The sequence below is a fragment of the Ruegeria sp. CG4 genome (genome assembly GCF_056537185.1).
The window spans coordinates 169,184-187,781 of sequence record NZ_JBQFRB010000005.1 but is presented as its reverse complement, the minus strand read 5'-3'; the positions used below and the strand labels follow the sequence as shown (position 1 = coordinate 187,781).

The following is an 18,598-nucleotide window of genomic DNA, read 5'->3' as shown; positions in this document are numbered from 1 at the left end:
TCTCTGACCATGGCTGCAATCTTGTCGGCCTCAGATCAAGAGTAAACAAGTCCACGGTTTCTGTGGATAACTGTGCAGATAACTTTTGTATCGCCTCGTTTTTCCCTTGTTTCATTGCCTATTTCCCTGTTTGCCTAATAATTAGGCGATCATATAACCACCTGTTATTTATAGAGATTTTTTCTCACGCGTGACAAGTGTATGAAAAAAAAGACATTTTTGTAACGTGCCGGTAACACAAATGAGAGCGGTGCAAAACTTACAGCAAAATTGCCTATTCCAGTCCCAGCACGTCAGGCGTCCGCCAGCCAAGGTGCTGGCCGCCGTCGACGCAAAGCAACTGCCCGGTTACGGCATGGGCATCCAGAAAATACCCCAGTGCAGCGGTGATATCGGAGGGATTCGCGCCGCGCTCCAGAACGGTATTGGCGCGTTGCGCTTTGAAGTGCCCTTCGCTTTGCCGGTGGCCCTGCATGGTCGGACCCGGCCCGATCGCATTGACTCGGATCGCGGGCGTCAGCGCCTGCGCCGCGGTGCGTGTCAGCGCCCAAAGTCCCATCTTGGCAATGGTGTAGGACATGAATTCCGGCGTCAGCTTGCGCACCCGCATGTCGACCATGTTGACGATCAAACCGATGGCAACAGGCTCGCCCGCGTCGTCCTTTTCAGGCTCCAGCCCCTGCGCGGCCATTGCCTGCGTCAGCACAAACGGCGCGCGCAGATTGCTGTCGAGATGGCGGTCCCAGCTTTGCCGAGTGGCCGTCCGGATATTGTCGTACTCAAAGACCGAAGCATTGTTGACCAAACAGGTGATCGACCCGCCCAGCGCCTCGACCGCGCGAGGCAGCAACGCCTGGACCTGGGCTTCGTCCAGCAGGTCGGCCTGTAGTGCAACGGATTTGCGCCCCATCGCCTGAACCTCGGCCACGGTCTCCTCTGCCGGGGTCCGCGAACTGGCGTAGTGAACCGCGACGTCATATCCCCGCCGCGCAAGATAAAGCGCCATGGCCCGGCCAAGACGAATGCCTGAACCGGTAACTAGAGCTCGGGTCATGGATCACCTTTCTTCGTCAGATCACGCCAGCAGGATGATGACATAAATCACGTAAAGGATGGACAGGACAAAACCCCAGGTCCGTGTGATGTCTTGCTTGAGGAAAACAAAAGGGATCAGCAGAAGCGATGCGCCCAGCATGACCCACAGATCAAAATGCAGGAACTCGGGATCAACCGGAATCGGTCCGACCAGAGTCGCAATCCCCACAATCGCCAGCAGATTGAACATGTTCGAACCGATGACGTTCCCCAGCGCCACATCTGCCTGCCGACGCAGCGCCGCCATGACCGTTGTCGCCAGCTCGGGCAAAGATGTTCCGACGGCCACCAGCGTCAGTCCGATCACGGTTTCACTGACACCGTAATGCCGCGCAATTACTGTTGCGTTTTCGACCAGCAAATGCGCACCCATCGGCAGGCCGACCAGACCCAGAACCAAAAAGATCGACACTTTCCAATAGGGCATTTCGGGATCGGCTTCTTCCAATCCTTCCAGCTCCTCATCGTCGGCGCAGGCTTCGCCACAGGCCTTGCGATGGGCACGGGCTTCCCGGAACGCGTGCCACAGCATCAGGGCCAACGCACCTAGCAATATGAGGCCACTGATCACGGTGAACGTGCCGCAGAAGGCCAGCCCAATGAACAGAACCGAGGCCAGCAACATGAAAACATAGTTCTTGCGGCTGTCGCATTCACTGGTGTGAAGCGTGGCAAGCAGCGCGGGAAGGCCCAGCACCAACAGGATATTCGCCGTGTTCGACCCAACCACGTTCCCCAGTGCGATACCGGGCGCGTTTTCCAATATGGCGCTGATGGAAATCAGAAGTTCCGGCGCCGATGTGCCAAAGGCAACAATCGTCAGACTGACAATCAAGGCGGGCACGCCCAGACGCAGACTCAGGTTCACCGCCCCCCGAACCAGCGCGTCACCGGCCAGCAAAAGGATCAGCAATCCGAGGCCGGATAGCAGCCATGCCGTCATGACCGCCCTCCTTTTTCGCAGGCGCAGGGGCCTTTACCGATCCTGAACCGCCCGCAGCGGGGACATCTTGAGGACTTCAGCCGCTTCTGCCCCGGAAAGCGCAGCTTTCCGAACATCGCCAATACACCCATGGCGATCAGAAAAAGAGTGACGGCCTTGATGATCACGTTACAAACCGAAGCGCGCGTAAGCCGCCCGCTCCTCCAGCCCGGCAATGGCATCCTGCGCCACGGCGGCCCCAAAGCGGGACCAGATCGGTTTGCGGACGCCGTAGCGGCGGAATTTCACCTTATCGCCAAACCGCTCCTGGATCTTAGGTTTGAGATGGGCAATACCATCGATCAACCCCAGCTCCTGCGCGCGTTTGGCCAGCCAGATCTCGCCACTGAACAGGTCCGCCGCGTCATCCAGCTTGTCACCGCGCCGTGTGACGACATGGGTGATAAAGTTTTCATGGATATCACCCAGCAACCCCTGCAGTCGTGCCACATCCTCTTTCTTTTCCGGCGCGAAAGGATCCAGCATGGATTTCGACTGACCCGCCGTATGTACGCGCCGTTCGAGCCCCTGGCGTTTCAGGAACACATGCGCACCAAAGCCCGAAGAAATCACGCCAATCGAACCCAGCACGGAACTGTCATCGGCAAAGATCTCATCCGCAGACGCCGCCAGCCAGTAGCCGCCCGAGGCCGCGACATCCTCGACAAAGGCGAAAACAGGGATTTTAAGCTCCTCCGCCAGCCGCCGGATACGTGCGCCGATCAAGGAACTTTGCACCGGGGAACCGCCGGGCGAGTTGATCTCAAGCGCGACGGCAGCAGGCTTGCCCTTGCGAAATGCCTTTTCCAGAATCGGGGCCAGCGTGGTGTCGTTCAGCGACCCGCGACCGGCCATCCCGATCGCGCCGGACAAACGCACAACGGCCACAAGCGGCTGCTTTTTGACAAACGGAAGGCTGAGTTTCATGGATGCCGATGTAGAGTGCTGCCTGACGGTAAACAAGAGACGGACGCGGCCATAAACGCGACGTGAACCAAATAAACACATCCGATGGGCAAAAATGCAACGCCCTAGCTGCGAATGCGCCAGCCGGTTTTGAAGATCCAGCCGATGATGCCCAGACAGATCCCGGTAAAGGCCAGAATGGCCAGCAGGCTAAACACGATGGGCACATCCGCAAGCCCGTAGAAGGACCACCGGAACCCCGAAATCAGATAGACGACCGGATTGAACAGGGTGATTGTCTGCCACACCGGCGGCAGCATCGAGATCGAATAGAACGTGCCGCCCAAAAAGATCAATGGCGTGACCACAAGTTGCGGAACCAGCGACATCTGCTCGAAATTGCTGGCCCAGATACCAATGATGAAGCCCAGCAATGAAAAACTGAGGCAAGTCAGCACCAGAAAGGCCATCATCGCCAACGGGTGTTCAATCCTGAGATCCACAAAGAAGGTAGCGGTAATCAAAATCACCACGCCCACAAACAACGCTTTTGTCGCTGCCGCGCCAACGTAACCGATCACGATTTCGATGAAATTGACCGGGGCCGACAGGAGTTCGTAGATCGTGCCCAGGAATTTCGGGAAATAGATGCCGAAAGATGCGTTCGAGATCGAAAGCATCACCACCGACAGCATAATCAGCCCCGGTACGATGAAGGCGCCATACGACACGCCTTCAACCTCCTGAATGCGGCTGCCGATGGCCGTGCCGAAGACCACGAAATACAACGAAGTCGACAACACCGGCGACAGAAAGCTTTGCGCCAGAGTGCGGAAAAAGCGCTGCATCTCGAACCGATAGATGGCGGCGATGGCAGACCAGTTCATGCGGGTTCTCCCGACACCAGATTGACGAAAATTTCCTCAAGGCTCGACTGCCGGGTCTGAACGTCACGCAACACCAGACCGGCCTGTGCCACATCGTTCACCAACGTGGTGATACCCGTCCTGTCGGCATGCGTGTCGTAGGTGTAGACCAAGGTGTCCCCGCTTCCGTTCAGAACCAGATTGTGCGCGGCCAGACTGTCCGGGATGGTCGGGATCGGCTCGGTCAGCATGACCTCGATCTGCTTTTTCCCCATCTGCGCCATCAGGGTGTCCTTGTCCTGCACCAGCAACAACTCACCCTTGTCGATGACGCCTACACGGTCCGCGATGGCCTCGGCCTCTTCGATGTAGTGGGTGGTCAGGATGATGGTGACACCGGCCCGCTTCAACTCGGCCACGATCTCCCACATGTCCTTGCGCAATTCGACATCAACACCGGCGGTGGGTTCATCCAGAAACAGCACGCGCGGCTCATGAGCCAGCGCCTTGGCAATCAGCACCCGCCGCTTCATGCCGCCCGACAGTTCCCGGATGGCATTTCTGCGCTTTTCCCACAGCGAGAGCTTGCGCAGAATCTCCTCAAGCCGAGCGTTGTCACGGCCCAGCCCGAACAGACCTCGCGAAAACCGCACCGTGTTCCAGACCTTCTCAAACGGTTCCAGCGCAATCTCCTGCGGCACCAGACCGATCATCCGGCGGGCGGCGCGAAACTCTGTCTGAATATCGTGACCACCCACCGTGACGGACCCGGAACTGGGCGTGGTGATCCCGCAAATCGTTGAAATCAGGGTCGTCTTTCCGGCGCCGTTCGGCCCCAGCAGCGCCAGTATTTCGCCCTGCTCGATATCCAGAGACACGCCTTTCAGCGCCTCAAAGCCATCCGCATACGATTTTCGCAGATCCCTGATGGACAGAATGGTGGTCATGCATATTCCCTGTGGTGACAGCGACCCATCCGCGCCGCGCCGTTACCGAACAGACCATTTACAAACGGATCAGTCCCGGCCCGTCAAGCGCCCCAGCCATCCTTTGCCGCTTTCACCATCCCCGTCATCCGCTGTTTCTTCTGCCGGGCCTTCGAAATGCGCTTGCAGGTTTACGAAGAATTGATCTGCCATTTTCTTGGCAAACCCGTCGATCAGACGGCTGCCCAGTTGCGCAAGTTTGCCACCGACACTGGCATCGACGTCATAGCTCAGAACTGTGCCGCCCTCGGCGTTTGGCTGAAATGTCACCGTGGCGCGGCCTTTGGCGAACCCCGCCGCGCCGCCCTTTCCCTCACCGGCAATTGTCAGCCGCTCGGCCTCGACCATGTCCGACATTGTGACGACGCCTTTGAACGTCGCCTTTACCGGGCCAACCTTCTGCACAACCGTGGCCTCGTAGCCGTCCTGCGGATTGCCCGAAACCTCTTGCGCGCCGCTGACACAGGCTTTCAAAACCTCCGGGTCAAGCAACGCGGCATACAACTCGGCAGGCGATGCCTTGATTTCACGGGTATCACTCATCTGCATGGTCGCGGACCCTTTGTCGTTTCTCTGACGGTTCTCACAGACCTAGCGCTGAACAGTGGTGGCAGGCAAGCACGCCGGATTCGAAACGCACCCGCCCGGCAACTCCGACCTTGCATTTTTGCGGCCATCCCGAAATTTTGCGCGACAACGGAGGACAGTCATGCTGCACGGAATACGCGTCATCGAAATCGAAGCGCTGGGACCTGGCCCATTCGCGGCCATGCTGCTGGCGGATCTTGGGGCGGACGTCATTACCATTCACCGCAAGGGCGGGGCTGTGACACCCGGAATGCCGGAACGTTCGCTGCTGGATCGTGGAAAACGCTCTATCGATCTGGACCTCAAAAATCACGATGACCTTGAAACGGCCAAACGCCTGATCGCCTCGGCCGATGCGCTGATCGAAGGATTTCGCCCAGGTGTCATGGAAAAACTGGGCCTCGGTCCGCAGATCTGCCAGGCCCGGAACCCCAGGCTGGTTTACGGCCGCATGACCGGATGGGGACAGGACAGCCCGCTGTCGGGCGACGCTGGCCACGATCTGAACTATATCGCCCTGTCGGGCGCACTCTGGTACGCCTCTGCTCCGGATCACCCGCCGCAAACACCGGCAACGCTGGTCGGCGATATTGGCGGAGGGGCGATGTATCTGGTCGCCGGTGTTCTGGCCGGACTGATCAATGCGCAACGAACCGGACGGGGCACCGTTGTCGATGCGGCGATCTACGACGGATCCGCCCATATGATGAACCTGCTGATGAGTCTGCGCCAGACCGGCAACCTGTCAGACACCCGCGGTCAAAGCCTGCTGGACGGTCCGCACTGGAGCCGCACTTATCGCTGCGCCGATGGTGGCTTTGTCTCGGTTCAATGCCTCGAACCGAAATTCTACGCTATTTTCCTGAGCGTTCTCAATCTGTCCGGGGATCCGGCTTTCAAGGAACAATTCAAACCGCAGCTCTGGCCCGACCAGACGCGGCGGCTGAGCGCCATATTTGCCGACAAGCCCCGCGATCAATGGGCAGACCTGTTCAATGGCACCGACGCCTGCGTCGCCCCGGTCCTCAGCCCGCAAGAGGCGCAGAACCACGAGATGAACCTCGCCCGCCAAACCTGGCGGGAGGTTGACGGAACCTTGCAGGCTGCCGGCGCGCCGCGGTTTTCAGACGTCAATTGGCAACCCGGCGTCAGCCCTGCTCGCGGTGAGCACACTGGGGAAATCCTGGCCGAACTCGACAACCTGCGCTGATCCGCCCCTTCATCTGGCCGGAAATATCCCGGGGGATGAATTGGCCAACGGCCAAGAAGGGGGCTGGCCCCCTTGCCCGTCGTTACCGACCGCGCACCGTATCGATCATCAGTTGCACGTTGTCCGGGTTTGCGTCCGGCGTGATCCCATGCCCAAGATTGAAAATGTGCGGCCCATTCGAGAAGGCCTCGACAATCCGCCGCGTCTCATCGACCAGCGCCTGCCCACCTGTCACCATATGCGACGACGCCAGATTTCCCTGAACGCATCCATCGGCCTGCACATTTTCTGCAGCCCACTCGGGCGACACGGAATTATCCAACGCGACACAATCCACACCGGTGGCCTTGGCGAATCCGACATAGCCGTCCCCTGCCTCACGCGGAAAACCAATGATAGGGATGCCCGGGTGACGTTCCTTGATGGCCTTCGTGATAACCCGACAGGGCTCAAGGGCGTATTTGCGGAACGCTTCACCCTTCAGCGACCCAGCCCAGCTATCGAAAATCTTGACCACCTCGGCCCCGGCGTCGATCTGGGCGGAGAGGTATTCGATCGTGGCCAGAGTGATCCGGTCCATCAATGCTTCGAACAAGGCATTGTCACCTTCACGCAGCGCATGGGCTGGGCCCTGATCCGGCGTGCCGCGCCCGGCAATCATGTACGTTGCCACGGTCCAGGGCGCGCCAGCAAATCCGATCAGCGTCGTCTCGGAGGGCAGTTCCCGCGCCAGGATCCGCACCGTTTCGTAGACTGGAGACAGGGTTTCGTGGATATCCTCAACCGGCTTCAGATCGTCAAAGTCGGACTGCCTAGTGATGGTCGACAGGCGCGGCCCTTCACCCGTGACGAACCACAGGTCGGCACCCAGCGCCTGTGGCACCAGCAGGATATCGGCAAACAGAATGGCTGCGTCGAACCCGTAGCGGCGGATCGGCTGCAAAGTGACCTCGGCGGCCAGTTCGGGGTTGTAGCACAAGGACAGGAAATCCCCTGCCTGCGCCCGTGTCGCGCGATACTCCGGCAGATACCGCCCCGCCTGCCGCATCATCCAGATCGGCGGCACGTCCTGCACCTCGCCCGCCAGCGCCTGCAGCAGTTTCTTTGTCTCGGCCATATTTGTCCCCAATCGTCCGGTTTGCCGCAACGGGTCTGCCTTCGGCGGCAATTTGTCAAGCTCTGCCCCCATTGTCAGGGCAATGTGACGCGACTAAAGCTGTGCGCATGACATTGACTCTGCCGACCCCCGCATCGCCGCTGAAGATTGGAACCCGTGGCTCGCCACTGGCGCTGGCGCAGGCCTACGAAACCCGTCAAAGACTGCGCGATGCGTTTGATCTGCCCGAAGAGGCGTTCGAGATCGTGGTCATCAAGACCACCGGCGACAATCGCGCCATGATCGACGCGGACCGCCCGCTGAAGGAGATCGGCAACAAGGGCCTGTTCACCAAGGAAATCGAAGAGGCGATGCTGCGTAGCGATATCGACATCGCCGTGCATTCGACCAAGGACATGCCGGTCGAACAGCCCGCGGGACTGGTACTGGACACGTTCCTGCCGCGTGAGGATGTTCGCGACGCTTTCATCTCGCCGGACCTGAGTTCCATCCATGACCTGCCCGATGGCGCCGTGGTCGGCACGTCGTCGCTGCGCCGCAAGGCGCAATTGCTGAACCGGCGGCCTGACCTGAAGGTTGTCGAGTTCCGGGGCAACGTTCAAACCCGGCTGAAAAAGCTGGGCGACGGGGTGGCGGACTGCACCTTTCTGGCCATGGCCGGACTGCGCCGACTGCAGATGGACGACGTCCCCGCCACGGCCATTGCGCCCGAGGACATGCTGCCCGCCATCGCGCAGGGCACCATCAGCATCGAACGCCGGGCGTCCGACACCCGTTCGGCTGAAATGCTCGAAGCCATCCACCATGCCGAGACCGGACAGCGCATGTCGGCGGAACGCACACTGCTGGCGGCGCTTGACGGTTCCTGCGAGACACCGATCGCCGGCCTAGCCGAAATTCTGAATGGGCAACTTCGGCTGCGCGGAGAAGTCCTGCGCCCAGACGGGTCAGAATCAATCGCCGAGGATGTGACCGGAGATGTTGCAGACGGTGCGGAAATGGGTCGCCAGATGGCAGCGAGACTGCTGCAACAGGCCGGACCGGGCTTCTTCGACTGGAAAAAATGAAAAAAGTTTTAGCAATGTGAACTGCTTCACTGTGAGCCTCGAAGTTTATCGGCATTACAGTGACATACCGATCAGCAAGGCGGGTCAGTTTCGAAAGTATCGAAAGATTTTCTGGTTGCTGGTGTTTTAAGTGGTTTTCGAGGGGGCGAAACCGATTCCCGAACTCTGATCGGTAAGGGCCGCTGTCATAGCCTGACAGCGGCCCATTTTGTTTTGCGATCCTCACCAGCTAATACGATCAGAAAAAGTCAGCTCAATGACTGGCAGTCTGACAGAGTGAACGACTTCGAAATCGCGCCGGGCAACCTGCGGTATTCGGTGAAGCCCATTGCACCATAGTAGGACAACCCCCCGACATTGGTTTCCCCAATGGTGGCATCTATCGCAGGCAAGCCGACTTCCTGCGCAGCCCGCAAAGTGGATCTGAACAAGGCCCGTCCGATTCCCTGCCGGGCCGATGACGGGTTGATATGCGTGCCAATAATGCCCAGCCCCTCCGCGACCTTGTACGGATTGCCTGCAGTTGCAAGCTTCAAAGACTGGAACCCCAATACTGTTCCCCGGGGGTCGATGGCGACCGAACACCGGATCTGCTGAGGGTGGCAAAGATAATGCGACAGGCAAAGGCCGCATCCGATGGTTTGCTGCGTTGTCCGGCAAGAACAAGGGCCTTCAGAACGACGGCCAACCCCTCGGCATCGTCCGCAACGGCGGGGCGAATGGAATAGCTGCTCAATCTATGCCTGCAAGTTTTCCGTCATACACCGTGTGCATGCCGCTCTTCCAATTCACGGGCAAATTCGCTCAGGCGAATCTGAAACTGCCGGCGGAACCGCGATTGTCCCAGCTTCAGGGACTGAAGCAACAGGCGGGCCGGTAGTGACTTCGCAGCAAGCGACATTTCGACACTCAGCCGGGTTTTGCGTTGGGACAGGGCAAGAAAGTCAACCGATGTCACCCCTTTCATACCTTTGCTGGACATCTCAAAGCACATGCGGGACGGGGTATCGCAATCGGTCATCTGTATTTCGACCCGACGCGGTTTTCCCCGCAAATTGAAATCCGTCAGCCAAGTGGCACCAGTGGTTATCGGGGCCTGTTCGTTCAGTCGCCGTACTTCGACACCCCGGCGCATGGCCATCCGCTCGAACCGCTCAAAATCCGCGACCATGTCGAAAACCGCATCAATCGGGGCCTCGATATCTTCGCGCGCTGAAAACTGCATGTCCGCCCTCGGTGCCTTTGCCTTCGTTCAGTGTCTCGTCAGTCCAGAGTGTCTGCAAGCCAGTTTTGCAACAAGAAATGCGCAATGGCGCCTTTTCGGGCCGGCAACAAGACCGGATGCTCTCCGGAAAAAGCGCGCATCATTTCCGATTTGCTGACCCACATCGCGTCTTCGATCTCGACCGGATCAATTCTGAGTTCACGGGACAGGGCCTCACCCGCACAGCCGAACATCAACGAGGCCGGAAACGGCCACGGCTGGCTGGCCAGATAGTGAACGGCACCAACCGGCACGCCTGCCTCTTCCATTACTTCGCGCCGCACGGCGGCTTCCAGCGTTTCACCCGGTTCGACAAATCCCGCAAGCAGCGAGTACATGCCTTCGGGCCAACCCGGAGACCGGCCCATCAGGACCGAGTTTCCATGGGTAATCAGCATGATCACCACAGGGTCGGTGCGCGGAAAATGCTGCCCGCCACAAGTGGGGCAGCTGCGCTGCCACCCCGCCTGTGCAATTTCACTGGCAGCCCCGCAACGCGCACAGAACCGGTGCGTTTCATGCCAGCCGATCACGGCCTTGGCCGCTGCTGCAAGCTCGGCATCGCGGGCGCTCAGCCGCGTCATGATCCGGCGCAATTCGGCAAACACGTACCCGTCCGGCAGGTCCGGATGCTGCTGCTCGGACCGGTCTACAAAAGCACCGATATCCGACAAATCCTGCCCATCCGCCGACCAGTCCGATATATCCGCCGCAAAAATCGGTGCATCGTCTTCACGAAGGCCCAGAAATACCGGGGCTTCCACAACCCCTCCGGGACCTTCGCGCACCAGGCTATGTGCCGTCGCAACCAATCCAAGCCGGTCCAGATCTTCGCCCTGCACCAATATCTTGCCACGCCAGACCAGCAGGCATTCGGCGCGTGGATCAGTTTTCATCTGTTCCAGCCTGTCCGAATCTCCCCGGAGATGCGCTGCGCGATCCAGGCCCGAGCCGCCAAATGTCACTGTCTCCGCGTTTTTCATTTAATATCCTCAGTGTGTTGCGCACAGGGCTGCCACGACTGCCGAGTTGTTGCAATGCCAATTCATGAACACTGGGACGTGGCAATGCCGCTGAATGGTCCCACCGGCGCCAAGTTATTTGCACTTACTCATTCTTTTAGTGAACATGGCTTAGATTGAATTGCCCAAAGTAGAAAATTGCACCCGACCACTGTTTCATCTCAGAGCCAACATATTTCAGCCGGTCGCATTCGGATTTTGGCCACGACCGATCTGCACATGAATCTGACAGGGTTCGACTATCACGCCGATGAACCGGATCCGGCGCGGGGCTTCACCCGAACGGCCAGTCTGATCCGCGCTGCCAGAGAAGAAGCGCAGAAAGACGGAGCACTGGTATTCCTGTTCGACAACGGAGATGCCCTTCAGGGAACGCCGTTTGGCGATTGGGCGGCAGAGCAGACTGATGACAACCACGTGTTGATGCAGGCCTTCCGGGAACTTGGCTATGACGCAATCGGACTGGGCAACCATGATTTCGACTTTGGCCTGCAGACGCTGAATCGTATTCTGGACGGCGCACCGTGCCCGGTGATTTGCAGCAATGCCCGGCAATTGACCGCCGGGGCCAAATGGAATGACCGCGCAATACTAGAACGCTCTCTTCTGGTTGACGGCGTCGAAACCCCGTTTCGTCTGGGTCTTTTGTCGATCCTGCCGCCGCAAACGGCGCAATGGAATGCGCACCGGGTTCAGGATGTGGTGGTGTTCGAAGATATTCTGGAGGCCGCGCAAAAGACGGTCGAGGCCCTGCGCACGGACGGCAGCGATGTGATTGTCGCGCTGGCGCATTCGGGCCTTGGACCTTCGGAACCCGCGCGCGGATTGGAGAACGCCGTCATACCGCTGGCCGCGATCGACGGGATCGACGCCATTGTTGCAGGCCATACGCATCTCACACTTCCCGGCAAGGATCACGAAGGGCTGGATCATACGGACGCAACCCGGGGGCATGTACATAGCAAACCGGTTGTCATGCCTGGCGTCGCAGGGACGCATCTTGGCATCATTGACCTGCATGTGCAGAAAACATCTGCCGGGCGATGGAAGGTTGTCGGGCAGCAGGTTAAGCTGCCGCCTGTTCTCTCCCGGCACGGGAACGGAGCGGTATCCGAAGACCCCGGAATGCGGCATCTGTTCAGTTACGGCCACGAAGAAACCCGTGCGCTGGCCTCAAGACCCGTGGGCCACACCGGTCAAAGCCTGCACAGCTATTTCAGCTTTTGCGCACCAGATCGGGGCCTCGCGCTGGTCGCCAGCGCCCAGGCAGCGGCATTGAACCTCCATCTGGACGAAGACCTACGGGGGCTTCCACTGTTGTCCGCTGTTTCGCCCTGCAAGTTCGGAGGCCGCGCGGGACCGCGTTCCTACACGGATGTACCGCCCGGAAAGGTTCGGTTACGCAATGTTTCGGATCTTCATTCTTTCCCGAATGAACTGCGCGCCGTGCTTGTCACCGGCGATATGGTCCGTGACTGGCTTGAAATGTCGGCGGGCATTTTCAATCAGGTGGATGAAGGAGCTGTCCGCACTCTGACCGATGAAACACGGGCCGGGCATAACTTCGATGTGCTGTTCGGCCTGACCTATCGGATCGATCTTTCCCAGCCGGCGCGTTTTGATTCTTACGGAATGCTGGTCGATCCCGCCGCAAACCGTGTTCGCGAGATTTGCTGTGATGGAATCCCTATTGAACCCACCCAGAAATTCGTTGTGGCCCTGAACAGTTACCGGGCCAGCGGCGGCGGACACTTCCCTGTTGCGCATCAGGCCCGGCAGATCAATATGCCGACCTTACCCATCAGGGACGTCCTGCGCGACTATCTTTCGGGGGGATTACCGGGCGACCCGCTTGAATCTGCGCCCTTCCCCTTCAGCCTTGTCCGGCTTCCCGGCCACGCTTCGATTCTGAAAACCGGGCCGGGAGCACGGGCGCATCTTTCCGAACTGGACGCATACGATCCGCATGTGCTGGGGCATGACCCGGAAGGCTTTCTGCGGATCAGACTGTCACTCTGACGGGTTGTCTTCCTGGCGCAACTTCCCTATATCGACGATTGAGAGGTTGGCGCGGGCGAGCGCCTCGCCAACCTGGTCAGGTCCGGAAGGAAGCAGCCACAACGAGCCCCGCTTGGGTCGATGTCCAACCTCTCACTTCATCCCGCAATCGTCACATCTTTCCGGTCGGAACGGAATTGCTGCTCCGTAGACTCGATCAACCTCGGCCAGACCGCTTTGTTTTTGCGCGCAAAAACACCAATGTGGCCAATGGATTTCAGCCCGAAATCCTTTGGTTCAAGCACATGACGGTTGGCGTCCGGGCCGTATAGCTCGGCCAGCCTCCATACCGCATTATCAGGCACCATCTGGTCGTCCGAAATCGCAAAAAGGTCGACCGGACCACCGGCCCGCGGCCAGGTCGCTGCGGGCAGGCTTTGGCCAATTTCAGGCAGATAGCTGTTCGGCGAGGTGCACCATTTTCGCCATTGCCAGTAGACCTTTGACGGCAGGTCCGAACCAAACCCAATGGCCTTGCCGGGCAGATACCCCAGCATATGAACTGCAAAAGGCGCATGCCCGTACCAGAAGATTCCGGCCAGCCCCCTGTAGGGCCAGGGATGATCCGACAACGTAACCAGGCCTGAACACACACAAATCATCCGGTCGATCTGATCCACATCCGATTGCAATGGCTCAAGCATACCCCCCAGCGAATGACCAATGGTCCACTGCCGCGCACTTGGGAATCGCCGTCGCATCTCGGCCCGGGCCGCGGGAATATCGATCAGCGCCCAATCGGACATGGTGACACGCGAATCCTTCAGACGCCCCGATAACGATTTTCCGAAATCGCGGTAATCATAGGTCAGACAGGCAATGCCCTGCTCTTCCGCCAGCCACCGGGCAAAATGCTGATAATAGTCCTGGGGAACGCCGGTCGCGCTGTTCAGAACAACTACGATATCAGGCGCTGCAACAGGCAGGTACAGGCGACCCGACAGCATAGCCGTCCCGGAGGGAAATCGTATGTCTTCGGTCAAGACCTGTTCCTGTATGTCCAACATATCATGCTCCGCTCTCAACTGAACAGTTCAGTTCACCTATCTGTCAGGCCAGTCGCCCGCTCAAGTCAACCCGGTGCAAACATGACCAAACGTCCGCTTTCCCGACCACGCATCGGACCAAATGCCTCGGCCCGCGCAATGCGCTTGACTCGGGGACCCGGCAACCGCTAGCGATGAGGAGATGGTTTCCGCGCCCTTTAAGGGGCCGGGATGAAAAGGGAACACGGTGCGGTTCTGTCTGGCATTGCCGGAAGGAACCAAGGCCGAGACTGCCCCCGCAACTGTAAGCGGTGAGCAATGCCGAAACACCACTGGCCGAAAGGCTGGGAAGGTCGGCAAAGCGATGACCCGCAAGTCAGGAGACCTGCCATCGATACTGAAACCGAAACTCGGGCGGGGTGTCCGGGCAGGTCCTGATGGCATAGCCCCGTCACACCTGATCCTTGCCCCGCGCCGCGCGCGGAGGGCGCATTATGAACTGGAAGACAAGGACACACGAATTTTCTGCCACTGTGTGCCAGCGCACCGGCAAACCCTGTCCGGCACTGGCGCAAATGGCGCGGGCTCTGACGCGCGCCGTGGCAAGCGCCGGCCCGGCCGCAACCCCGCAATTCGCCATTGAAGGCAGCAGCGAGCTTGCCCATTGCCCCGAAGGGTGCATGGCCCGATTCCACGCGCGGCCAGACAAAATCCGGGTGTTTTGCGGAACGAATGAGGAAACTCCGGGCGACAGGTTGGAGGATTATGCAGACATGATGTTCTGCGCAGAGTTCCGTGCGCTGCCGTCCGCAATTCTGTCGGACCCGCCCTGCGCCATGCTTGAAGCTTCGGCCCTGGCAGGTCGCCAAGTGGCGGCCCAGGCCGGACATTTGTCGGCCTAAGCTACGGGTCCGCGCTGGCCGGAATCAATTGCGTGGCCCATGCCAGTTGTGCATCTGTTTCAACCGCACAGGGCCGCACCGCCCTCAACCGTTTCAGGGCTGCACCCGGTTGCTCGCCGCATTCGACCATCAGGCGCAACACCACCATTCCGGACCGGCCACAGCCGCCCCGGCAATGCACCAGAATGCGCCCGCCCCCTGACAGGGCATGGCGGACGGCCGCGCTTACATCGGGCCAGCGCGCGGTCACGGCGTCGGGGGGTGCACCGAAATCTTCGACCGGCAGATGGACCCAGCGGCAGGCGCGCGCCTGAATGTCGGTTCCGAAGTCACGCGCGCCGTCCTGCAGCATCTCGACTTCGGTCGTCATTGAAATGACAAGACCGGGCTTCCAGTCGGAAATCGCATTCAGGTCCTGGACATATTTACCCCCACGCCCCGGCATTGATGTCAGGGCCAGAGTACCTCCTCCGACCTGCAGCGCATGAATAATCATCTGAGACATGCAACGCGCCCTCCTTAATCGTTACGCACAAGAATCCGGTCAAAAATGCTTTCGCCTTCATTTTTACGCGCATCCCGAAGCATTCCCAAATGAATTTCGCGAACCGGCTGTGGACGCAGGCGGCGGCGCACTCTACGCTGCACTTCTGATACGAATCCGACAGAGCAGAAATGACCGACACGCCAAGCCCCGCTTATCAGGTTCTTGCCCGCAAATACCGCCCGGAAACCTTTGCCGACCTGGTTGGTCAGGATGCCATGGTGCGCACCCTGAAAAACGCGTTCGAGGCAGACCGGATCGCGCAGGCCTTCATCATGACCGGCATCCGCGGCACCGGCAAAACGACGACGGCGCGGATCATCGCCAAGGGCATGAACTGCATCGGCCCCGATGGCGACGGCAAACCGACGACCGAACCCTGCGGCCAATGCGAACATTGCGTGGCGATCATGGAAGGCCGCCATGTCGACGTGATGGAGATGGACGCCGCCAGCCGCACCGGCGTGAACGACATCCGCGAGATCATAGACAGCGTCCGCTATCGTGCCGCCAGCGCACGCTACAAGATCTATATCATCGACGAGGTTCACATGCTCTCGACCAGCGCGTTCAACGCGCTGCTCAAGACGCTTGAGGAACCGCCCGAGCATGTGAAATTCATCTTCGCGACTACCGAAATCCGCAAGGTTCCGGTTACGGTCCTGTCGCGCTGCCAACGCTTCGACCTGCGCAGGATCGAACCCGAGGACATGATCGGTCTTCTAAACAAGATCGCCGCCGCCGAGGGCGCCCAGATCGCAGAAGACGCGCTGGCGCTGATCACCCGAGCGGCCGAAGGTTCGGCGCGTGATGCAACTTCGCTGCTGGATCAGGCGATCTCGCACGGGGCCGGTGAAACCAGTGCCGATCAGGTCCGGGCGATGTTGGGTCTGGCGGACCGGGGCCGCGTCCTGGACCTGATGGACATGATCCTGCGGGGCGACGCGGCGGGGGCGCTGACAGAGCTAAGCGCTCAGTACGCCGAGGGCGCCGACCCGCTTGCCGTGCTGCGCGATCTGGCCGAAATCACCCATTGGGTGTCCGTGGTCAAAATCACGCCAGACGCCGCCGAGGACCCGACCGTTTCGCCCGACGAACGCGCACGCGGACAGCAAATGGCCGAAGCCCTGCCGATGCGTGTCCTGACCCGCATGTGGCAAATGCTGCTGAAAGCGCTCGAAGAGGTCTCAGCCGCACCAAACGCCATGATGGCAGCGGAAATGGCCGTCATTCGGTTGACCCATGTGGCCGACCTGCCAAGCCCGGAAGAACTGATCAAACGTTTGCAGGACGCACCTCCACCCACGCCGAACGGAGGCCCCGGTGGAGGCATGGCCGTACCCTCGCACGCCCCGGTACAACCTCAGGCATCGGCAAGGTCTTCCTACGTTTCCGCTCCACACGGTCCCGCCGGCGCGCCGACTGCGGCCCTGGCACAGGACGTCCAAACTGCTCTGGCGCGCTATCCGACCTTCGAACATGTGGTCGAACTGATCCGGACAAACCGGGACGTAAAGCTGCTGGTCGAGGTCGAAAACGGTGTGCGGCTGATGTCCTACTCACCGGGCCGGATCGAATTTACACCGACCGATCATGCCCCGACAGACCTTGCCCAACGGCTGGGTACGGCGCTGCAGCGCTGGACAGGCAATCGGTGGGCCGTATCCATCGTGGCAGATGGCGAAGCCGCCACGATCGCCGAGATCCGCGATGCGGCCGACCTCGCGCTAAGGTCACAGGCCGAGCAGCACCCGCTGGTTCAGGCGGTACTCATGCAGTTTCCCAAGGCGCGCATCAAACGGATCGAAACCCCGGAACAGCGCGCCGCCAAGGTCGAAACCGAGGCTCTGCCCGAGGTCGAAGACGAATGGGACCCGTTCGAAGAGGACTGAACATCTGCCTGGAATACAGGAGGATGCCCATGCCCCTTGTGTCACGCAGTCACCCTTCGTATTTAGGCGTCAAATCGATTTACAGGAGAAACCCGATGCTCAAAGGTTTAGGCGGTCTGGGCGATATGGCCAAGATGATGAAATCCGCGCAGGACCTGCAGACCAAAATGACCGAAATGCAGGAAGAACTGAACAACCTCATGGTTGTCGGCGAATCCGGCGCCGGTCTGGTCAAGGCCACCGCCACCGCCAAGGGCGAACTCAAAGGTCTGGACATCGACCCGTCGATCTTCAACGGAGACGACAAGGAAGTGGTCGAGGACCTGATCCTGGCCGCCATCAAGGACGCGCAGACCAAGGCCGCCGAGCGCTCTCAGGCGGAAATGGCCAAGCTGACTGAAAGCATGGGGCTGCCGGCAGACATCAAACTGCCGTTCTGATCTTCATCTTTTCCAAAATACTCCCGCCGGAGGCTCCCTTCGGTGCCAAACAGGACAGGCCGTGAGTTCGAACAGCGACATCGACAACCTGATCGACCTGATGGCCAAGCTGCCGGGGCTTGGCCCGCGCTCGGCCCGCCGCGCGGTGCTGCACCTGATCCGCAAACGCGCCCTGCTGCTGACACCGCTCTCGGACGCAATGCAGCAGGTCGCCGCCACCGCCCGCGAATGCCTGAATTGCGGCAATGTCTGTACCGCTGACATCTGCGACATCTGCGACAGCGAGGCCCGCGCCACCGGAGAGCTTTGTGTCGTCGAGGATGTCGCTGATCTTTGGGCGATGGAACGTGCCGGTGTCTTCAAAGGCCGCTATCACGTTCTGGGCGGTACACTTTCGGCCTTGGACGGTGTCGGCCCGGACGAGTTGCGCATACCCCGCCTCAAAGACCGCGTGACGGCCGAGGGCATCACCGAGATCATCCTTGCCCTGAACGCCACAGTCGACGGACAGACCACCGCCCACTACATTGCCGACCAGTTGGAGGGACAGGTCCGCCTGACCTCACTTGCGCAGGGTGTGCCAATTGGGGGTGAGCTGGATTATTTGGACGACGGGACGATCACGGCGGCGCTGAGGGCGCGGAAAGAACTGTAAGGTCACAGAACCTGCCCC

The 18,598-nt window shown here is 59.8% G+C and carries 20 protein-coding genes, 1 other RNA gene and 1 riboswitch; of the genes, 8 read left to right on the top strand and 13 right to left on the bottom strand.

Going from position 1 to position 18,598, the window contains the following annotated elements:
- Positions 1-274 precede the first annotated feature (274 nt).
- The 6 genes from ACR0J2_RS14820 to ACR0J2_RS14795 all read right to left on the bottom strand — a co-directional run bounded on the left by ACR0J2_RS14820 (position 275) and on the right by ACR0J2_RS14795 (position 5,384).
- Positions 275-1,054: an SDR family oxidoreductase gene (locus tag ACR0J2_RS14820; protein WP_480813042.1), complete on the bottom strand. Its 780-nt coding sequence runs from the start codon at positions 1,052-1,054 to the stop codon at positions 275-277.
- Between the two features lie 21 nt (positions 1,055-1,075).
- A complete protein-coding gene (locus ACR0J2_RS14815) occupies positions 1,076-2,038 on the bottom strand; it encodes a calcium/sodium antiporter (protein ID WP_480813041.1) in 963 nt (320 codons plus the stop codon).
- A 168-nt stretch (positions 2,039-2,206) separates the two neighbouring features.
- The gene (locus tag ACR0J2_RS14810; protein WP_170619270.1) at positions 2,207-3,004 is read right to left on the bottom strand and encodes a S49 family peptidase; all 798 of its coding nucleotides are present in this window, start codon (positions 3,002-3,004) and stop codon (positions 2,207-2,209) included.
- A 104-nt stretch (positions 3,005-3,108) separates the two neighbouring features.
- Positions 3,109-3,870: an ABC transporter permease gene (locus ACR0J2_RS14805; RefSeq protein ID WP_170614311.1), complete on the bottom strand. Its 762-nt coding sequence runs from the start codon at positions 3,868-3,870 to the stop codon at positions 3,109-3,111.
- The gene (locus ACR0J2_RS14800; protein ID WP_480813040.1) at positions 3,867-4,796 is read right to left on the bottom strand and encodes an ABC transporter ATP-binding protein; all 930 of its coding nucleotides are present in this window, start codon (positions 4,794-4,796) and stop codon (positions 3,867-3,869) included. Before ACR0J2_RS14800 ends, ACR0J2_RS14805 begins: the two co-directional genes overlap by 4 nt.
- A 69-nt stretch (positions 4,797-4,865) precedes the next feature.
- Positions 4,866-5,384: an SRPBCC family protein gene (locus ACR0J2_RS14795; RefSeq protein ID WP_170807350.1), complete on the bottom strand. Its 519-nt coding sequence runs from the start codon at positions 5,382-5,384 to the stop codon at positions 4,866-4,868.
- Positions 5,385-5,544: 160 nt separating this feature from the next.
- Here ACR0J2_RS14795 and ACR0J2_RS14790 point away from each other — a divergent pair, with 160 nt between their 5' ends.
- Positions 5,545-6,633 (top strand): CaiB/BaiF CoA transferase family protein, encoded by a 1,089-nt coding sequence (locus ACR0J2_RS14790; RefSeq protein WP_480813039.1) that lies wholly within the window; start codon positions 5,545-5,547, stop codon positions 6,631-6,633.
- Positions 6,634-6,715: 82 nt separating this feature from the next.
- On the opposite strand, the gene hemE is transcribed toward ACR0J2_RS14790, so the two are convergent.
- A complete protein-coding gene (gene hemE, locus ACR0J2_RS14785) occupies positions 6,716-7,750 on the bottom strand; it encodes a uroporphyrinogen decarboxylase (RefSeq protein WP_480813038.1) in 1,035 nt (344 codons plus the stop codon).
- A 107-nt stretch (positions 7,751-7,857) separates the two neighbouring features.
- Here hemE and hemC point away from each other — a divergent pair, with 107 nt between their 5' ends.
- A complete protein-coding gene (gene hemC / locus ACR0J2_RS14780) occupies positions 7,858-8,817 on the top strand; it encodes a hydroxymethylbilane synthase (RefSeq protein ID WP_170614306.1) in 960 nt (319 codons plus the stop codon).
- A gap of 248 nt (positions 8,818-9,065) precedes the next feature.
- On the opposite strand, the gene ACR0J2_RS14775 is transcribed toward hemC, so the two are convergent.
- Genes ACR0J2_RS14775 through nudC form a run of 4 tightly spaced genes read right to left on the bottom strand, consistent with a single transcriptional unit; the run spans position 9,066 to position 11,064 of the window.
- A complete protein-coding gene (locus ACR0J2_RS14775; protein ID WP_480813037.1) occupies positions 9,066-9,353 on the bottom strand; it encodes an N-acetyltransferase family protein in 288 nt (95 codons plus the stop codon).
- Positions 9,350-9,553 (bottom strand): hypothetical protein, encoded by a 204-nt coding sequence (locus ACR0J2_RS14770; protein ID WP_480813036.1) that lies wholly within the window; start codon positions 9,551-9,553, stop codon positions 9,350-9,352. Before ACR0J2_RS14770 ends, ACR0J2_RS14775 begins: the two co-directional genes overlap by 4 nt.
- A gap of 21 nt (positions 9,554-9,574) precedes the next feature.
- The gene (locus ACR0J2_RS14765; protein ID WP_170679533.1) at positions 9,575-10,042 is read right to left on the bottom strand and encodes an SRPBCC family protein; all 468 of its coding nucleotides are present in this window, start codon (positions 10,040-10,042) and stop codon (positions 9,575-9,577) included.
- 38 nt (positions 10,043-10,080) lie between these two features.
- Complete coding sequence (gene nudC, locus ACR0J2_RS14760) at positions 10,081-11,064, bottom strand: NAD(+) diphosphatase (RefSeq protein ID WP_480813035.1); 984 nt, start codon at positions 11,062-11,064, stop codon at positions 10,081-10,083.
- Between the two features lie 177 nt (positions 11,065-11,241).
- Between nudC and ACR0J2_RS14755 the strand changes: the two genes are divergently transcribed.
- Both ACR0J2_RS14755 and ffs read left to right on the top strand, forming a co-directional pair.
- On the top strand, positions 11,242-13,122 hold the full coding sequence (locus tag ACR0J2_RS14755) for a bifunctional 2',3'-cyclic-nucleotide 2'-phosphodiesterase/3'-nucleotidase (protein WP_480813034.1): 1,881 nt from the start codon (positions 11,242-11,244) through the stop codon (positions 13,120-13,122).
- A gap of 39 nt (positions 13,123-13,161) precedes the next feature.
- An RNA gene (ffs, locus tag ACR0J2_RS14750) (signal recognition particle sRNA small type) lies at positions 13,162-13,260 on the top strand.
- On the opposite strand, the gene ACR0J2_RS14745 is transcribed toward ffs, so the two are convergent.
- The gene (locus ACR0J2_RS14745; protein ID WP_480813033.1) at positions 13,260-14,168 is read right to left on the bottom strand and encodes an alpha/beta hydrolase family protein; all 909 of its coding nucleotides are present in this window, start codon (positions 14,166-14,168) and stop codon (positions 13,260-13,262) included. The genes ffs and ACR0J2_RS14745 overlap by 1 nt on opposite strands.
- 165 nt (positions 14,169-14,333) lie before the next feature.
- Positions 14,334-14,554: riboswitch (cobalamin riboswitch) on the top strand.
- Between the two features lie 87 nt (positions 14,555-14,641).
- Here ACR0J2_RS14745 and ACR0J2_RS14740 point away from each other — a divergent pair.
- Entirely contained in the window at positions 14,642-15,049 is a 408-nt protein-coding gene (locus ACR0J2_RS14740) for a hypothetical protein (RefSeq protein ID WP_480813032.1), read from the top strand.
- Position 15,050: 1 nt separating this feature from the next.
- Here the strand turns inward: ACR0J2_RS14740 and ACR0J2_RS14735 are convergent, their stop codons facing one another.
- Positions 15,051-15,554 (bottom strand): phosphatase domain-containing protein, encoded by a 504-nt coding sequence (locus tag ACR0J2_RS14735; protein ID WP_170619272.1) that lies wholly within the window; start codon positions 15,552-15,554, stop codon positions 15,051-15,053.
- Positions 15,555-15,724: 170 nt separating this feature from the next.
- On the opposite strand from ACR0J2_RS14735, the gene ACR0J2_RS14730 reads away from it, so the two are divergent.
- The 3 genes from ACR0J2_RS14730 (at position 15,725) to recR (ending at position 18,580) form a co-directional block, all read left to right on the top strand.
- Positions 15,725-17,485 (top strand): DNA polymerase III subunit gamma/tau, encoded by a 1,761-nt coding sequence (locus ACR0J2_RS14730; protein WP_170614299.1) that lies wholly within the window; start codon positions 15,725-15,727, stop codon positions 17,483-17,485.
- 95 nt (positions 17,486-17,580) lie between these two features.
- The gene (locus tag ACR0J2_RS14725; RefSeq protein ID WP_170328851.1) at positions 17,581-17,925 is read left to right on the top strand and encodes a YbaB/EbfC family nucleoid-associated protein; all 345 of its coding nucleotides are present in this window, start codon (positions 17,581-17,583) and stop codon (positions 17,923-17,925) included.
- Positions 17,926-17,986: 61 nt separating this feature from the next.
- Entirely contained in the window at positions 17,987-18,580 is a 594-nt protein-coding gene (recR, locus tag ACR0J2_RS14720; protein ID WP_170614298.1) for a recombination mediator RecR, read from the top strand.
- Positions 18,581-18,598: the final 18 nt, after the last annotated feature.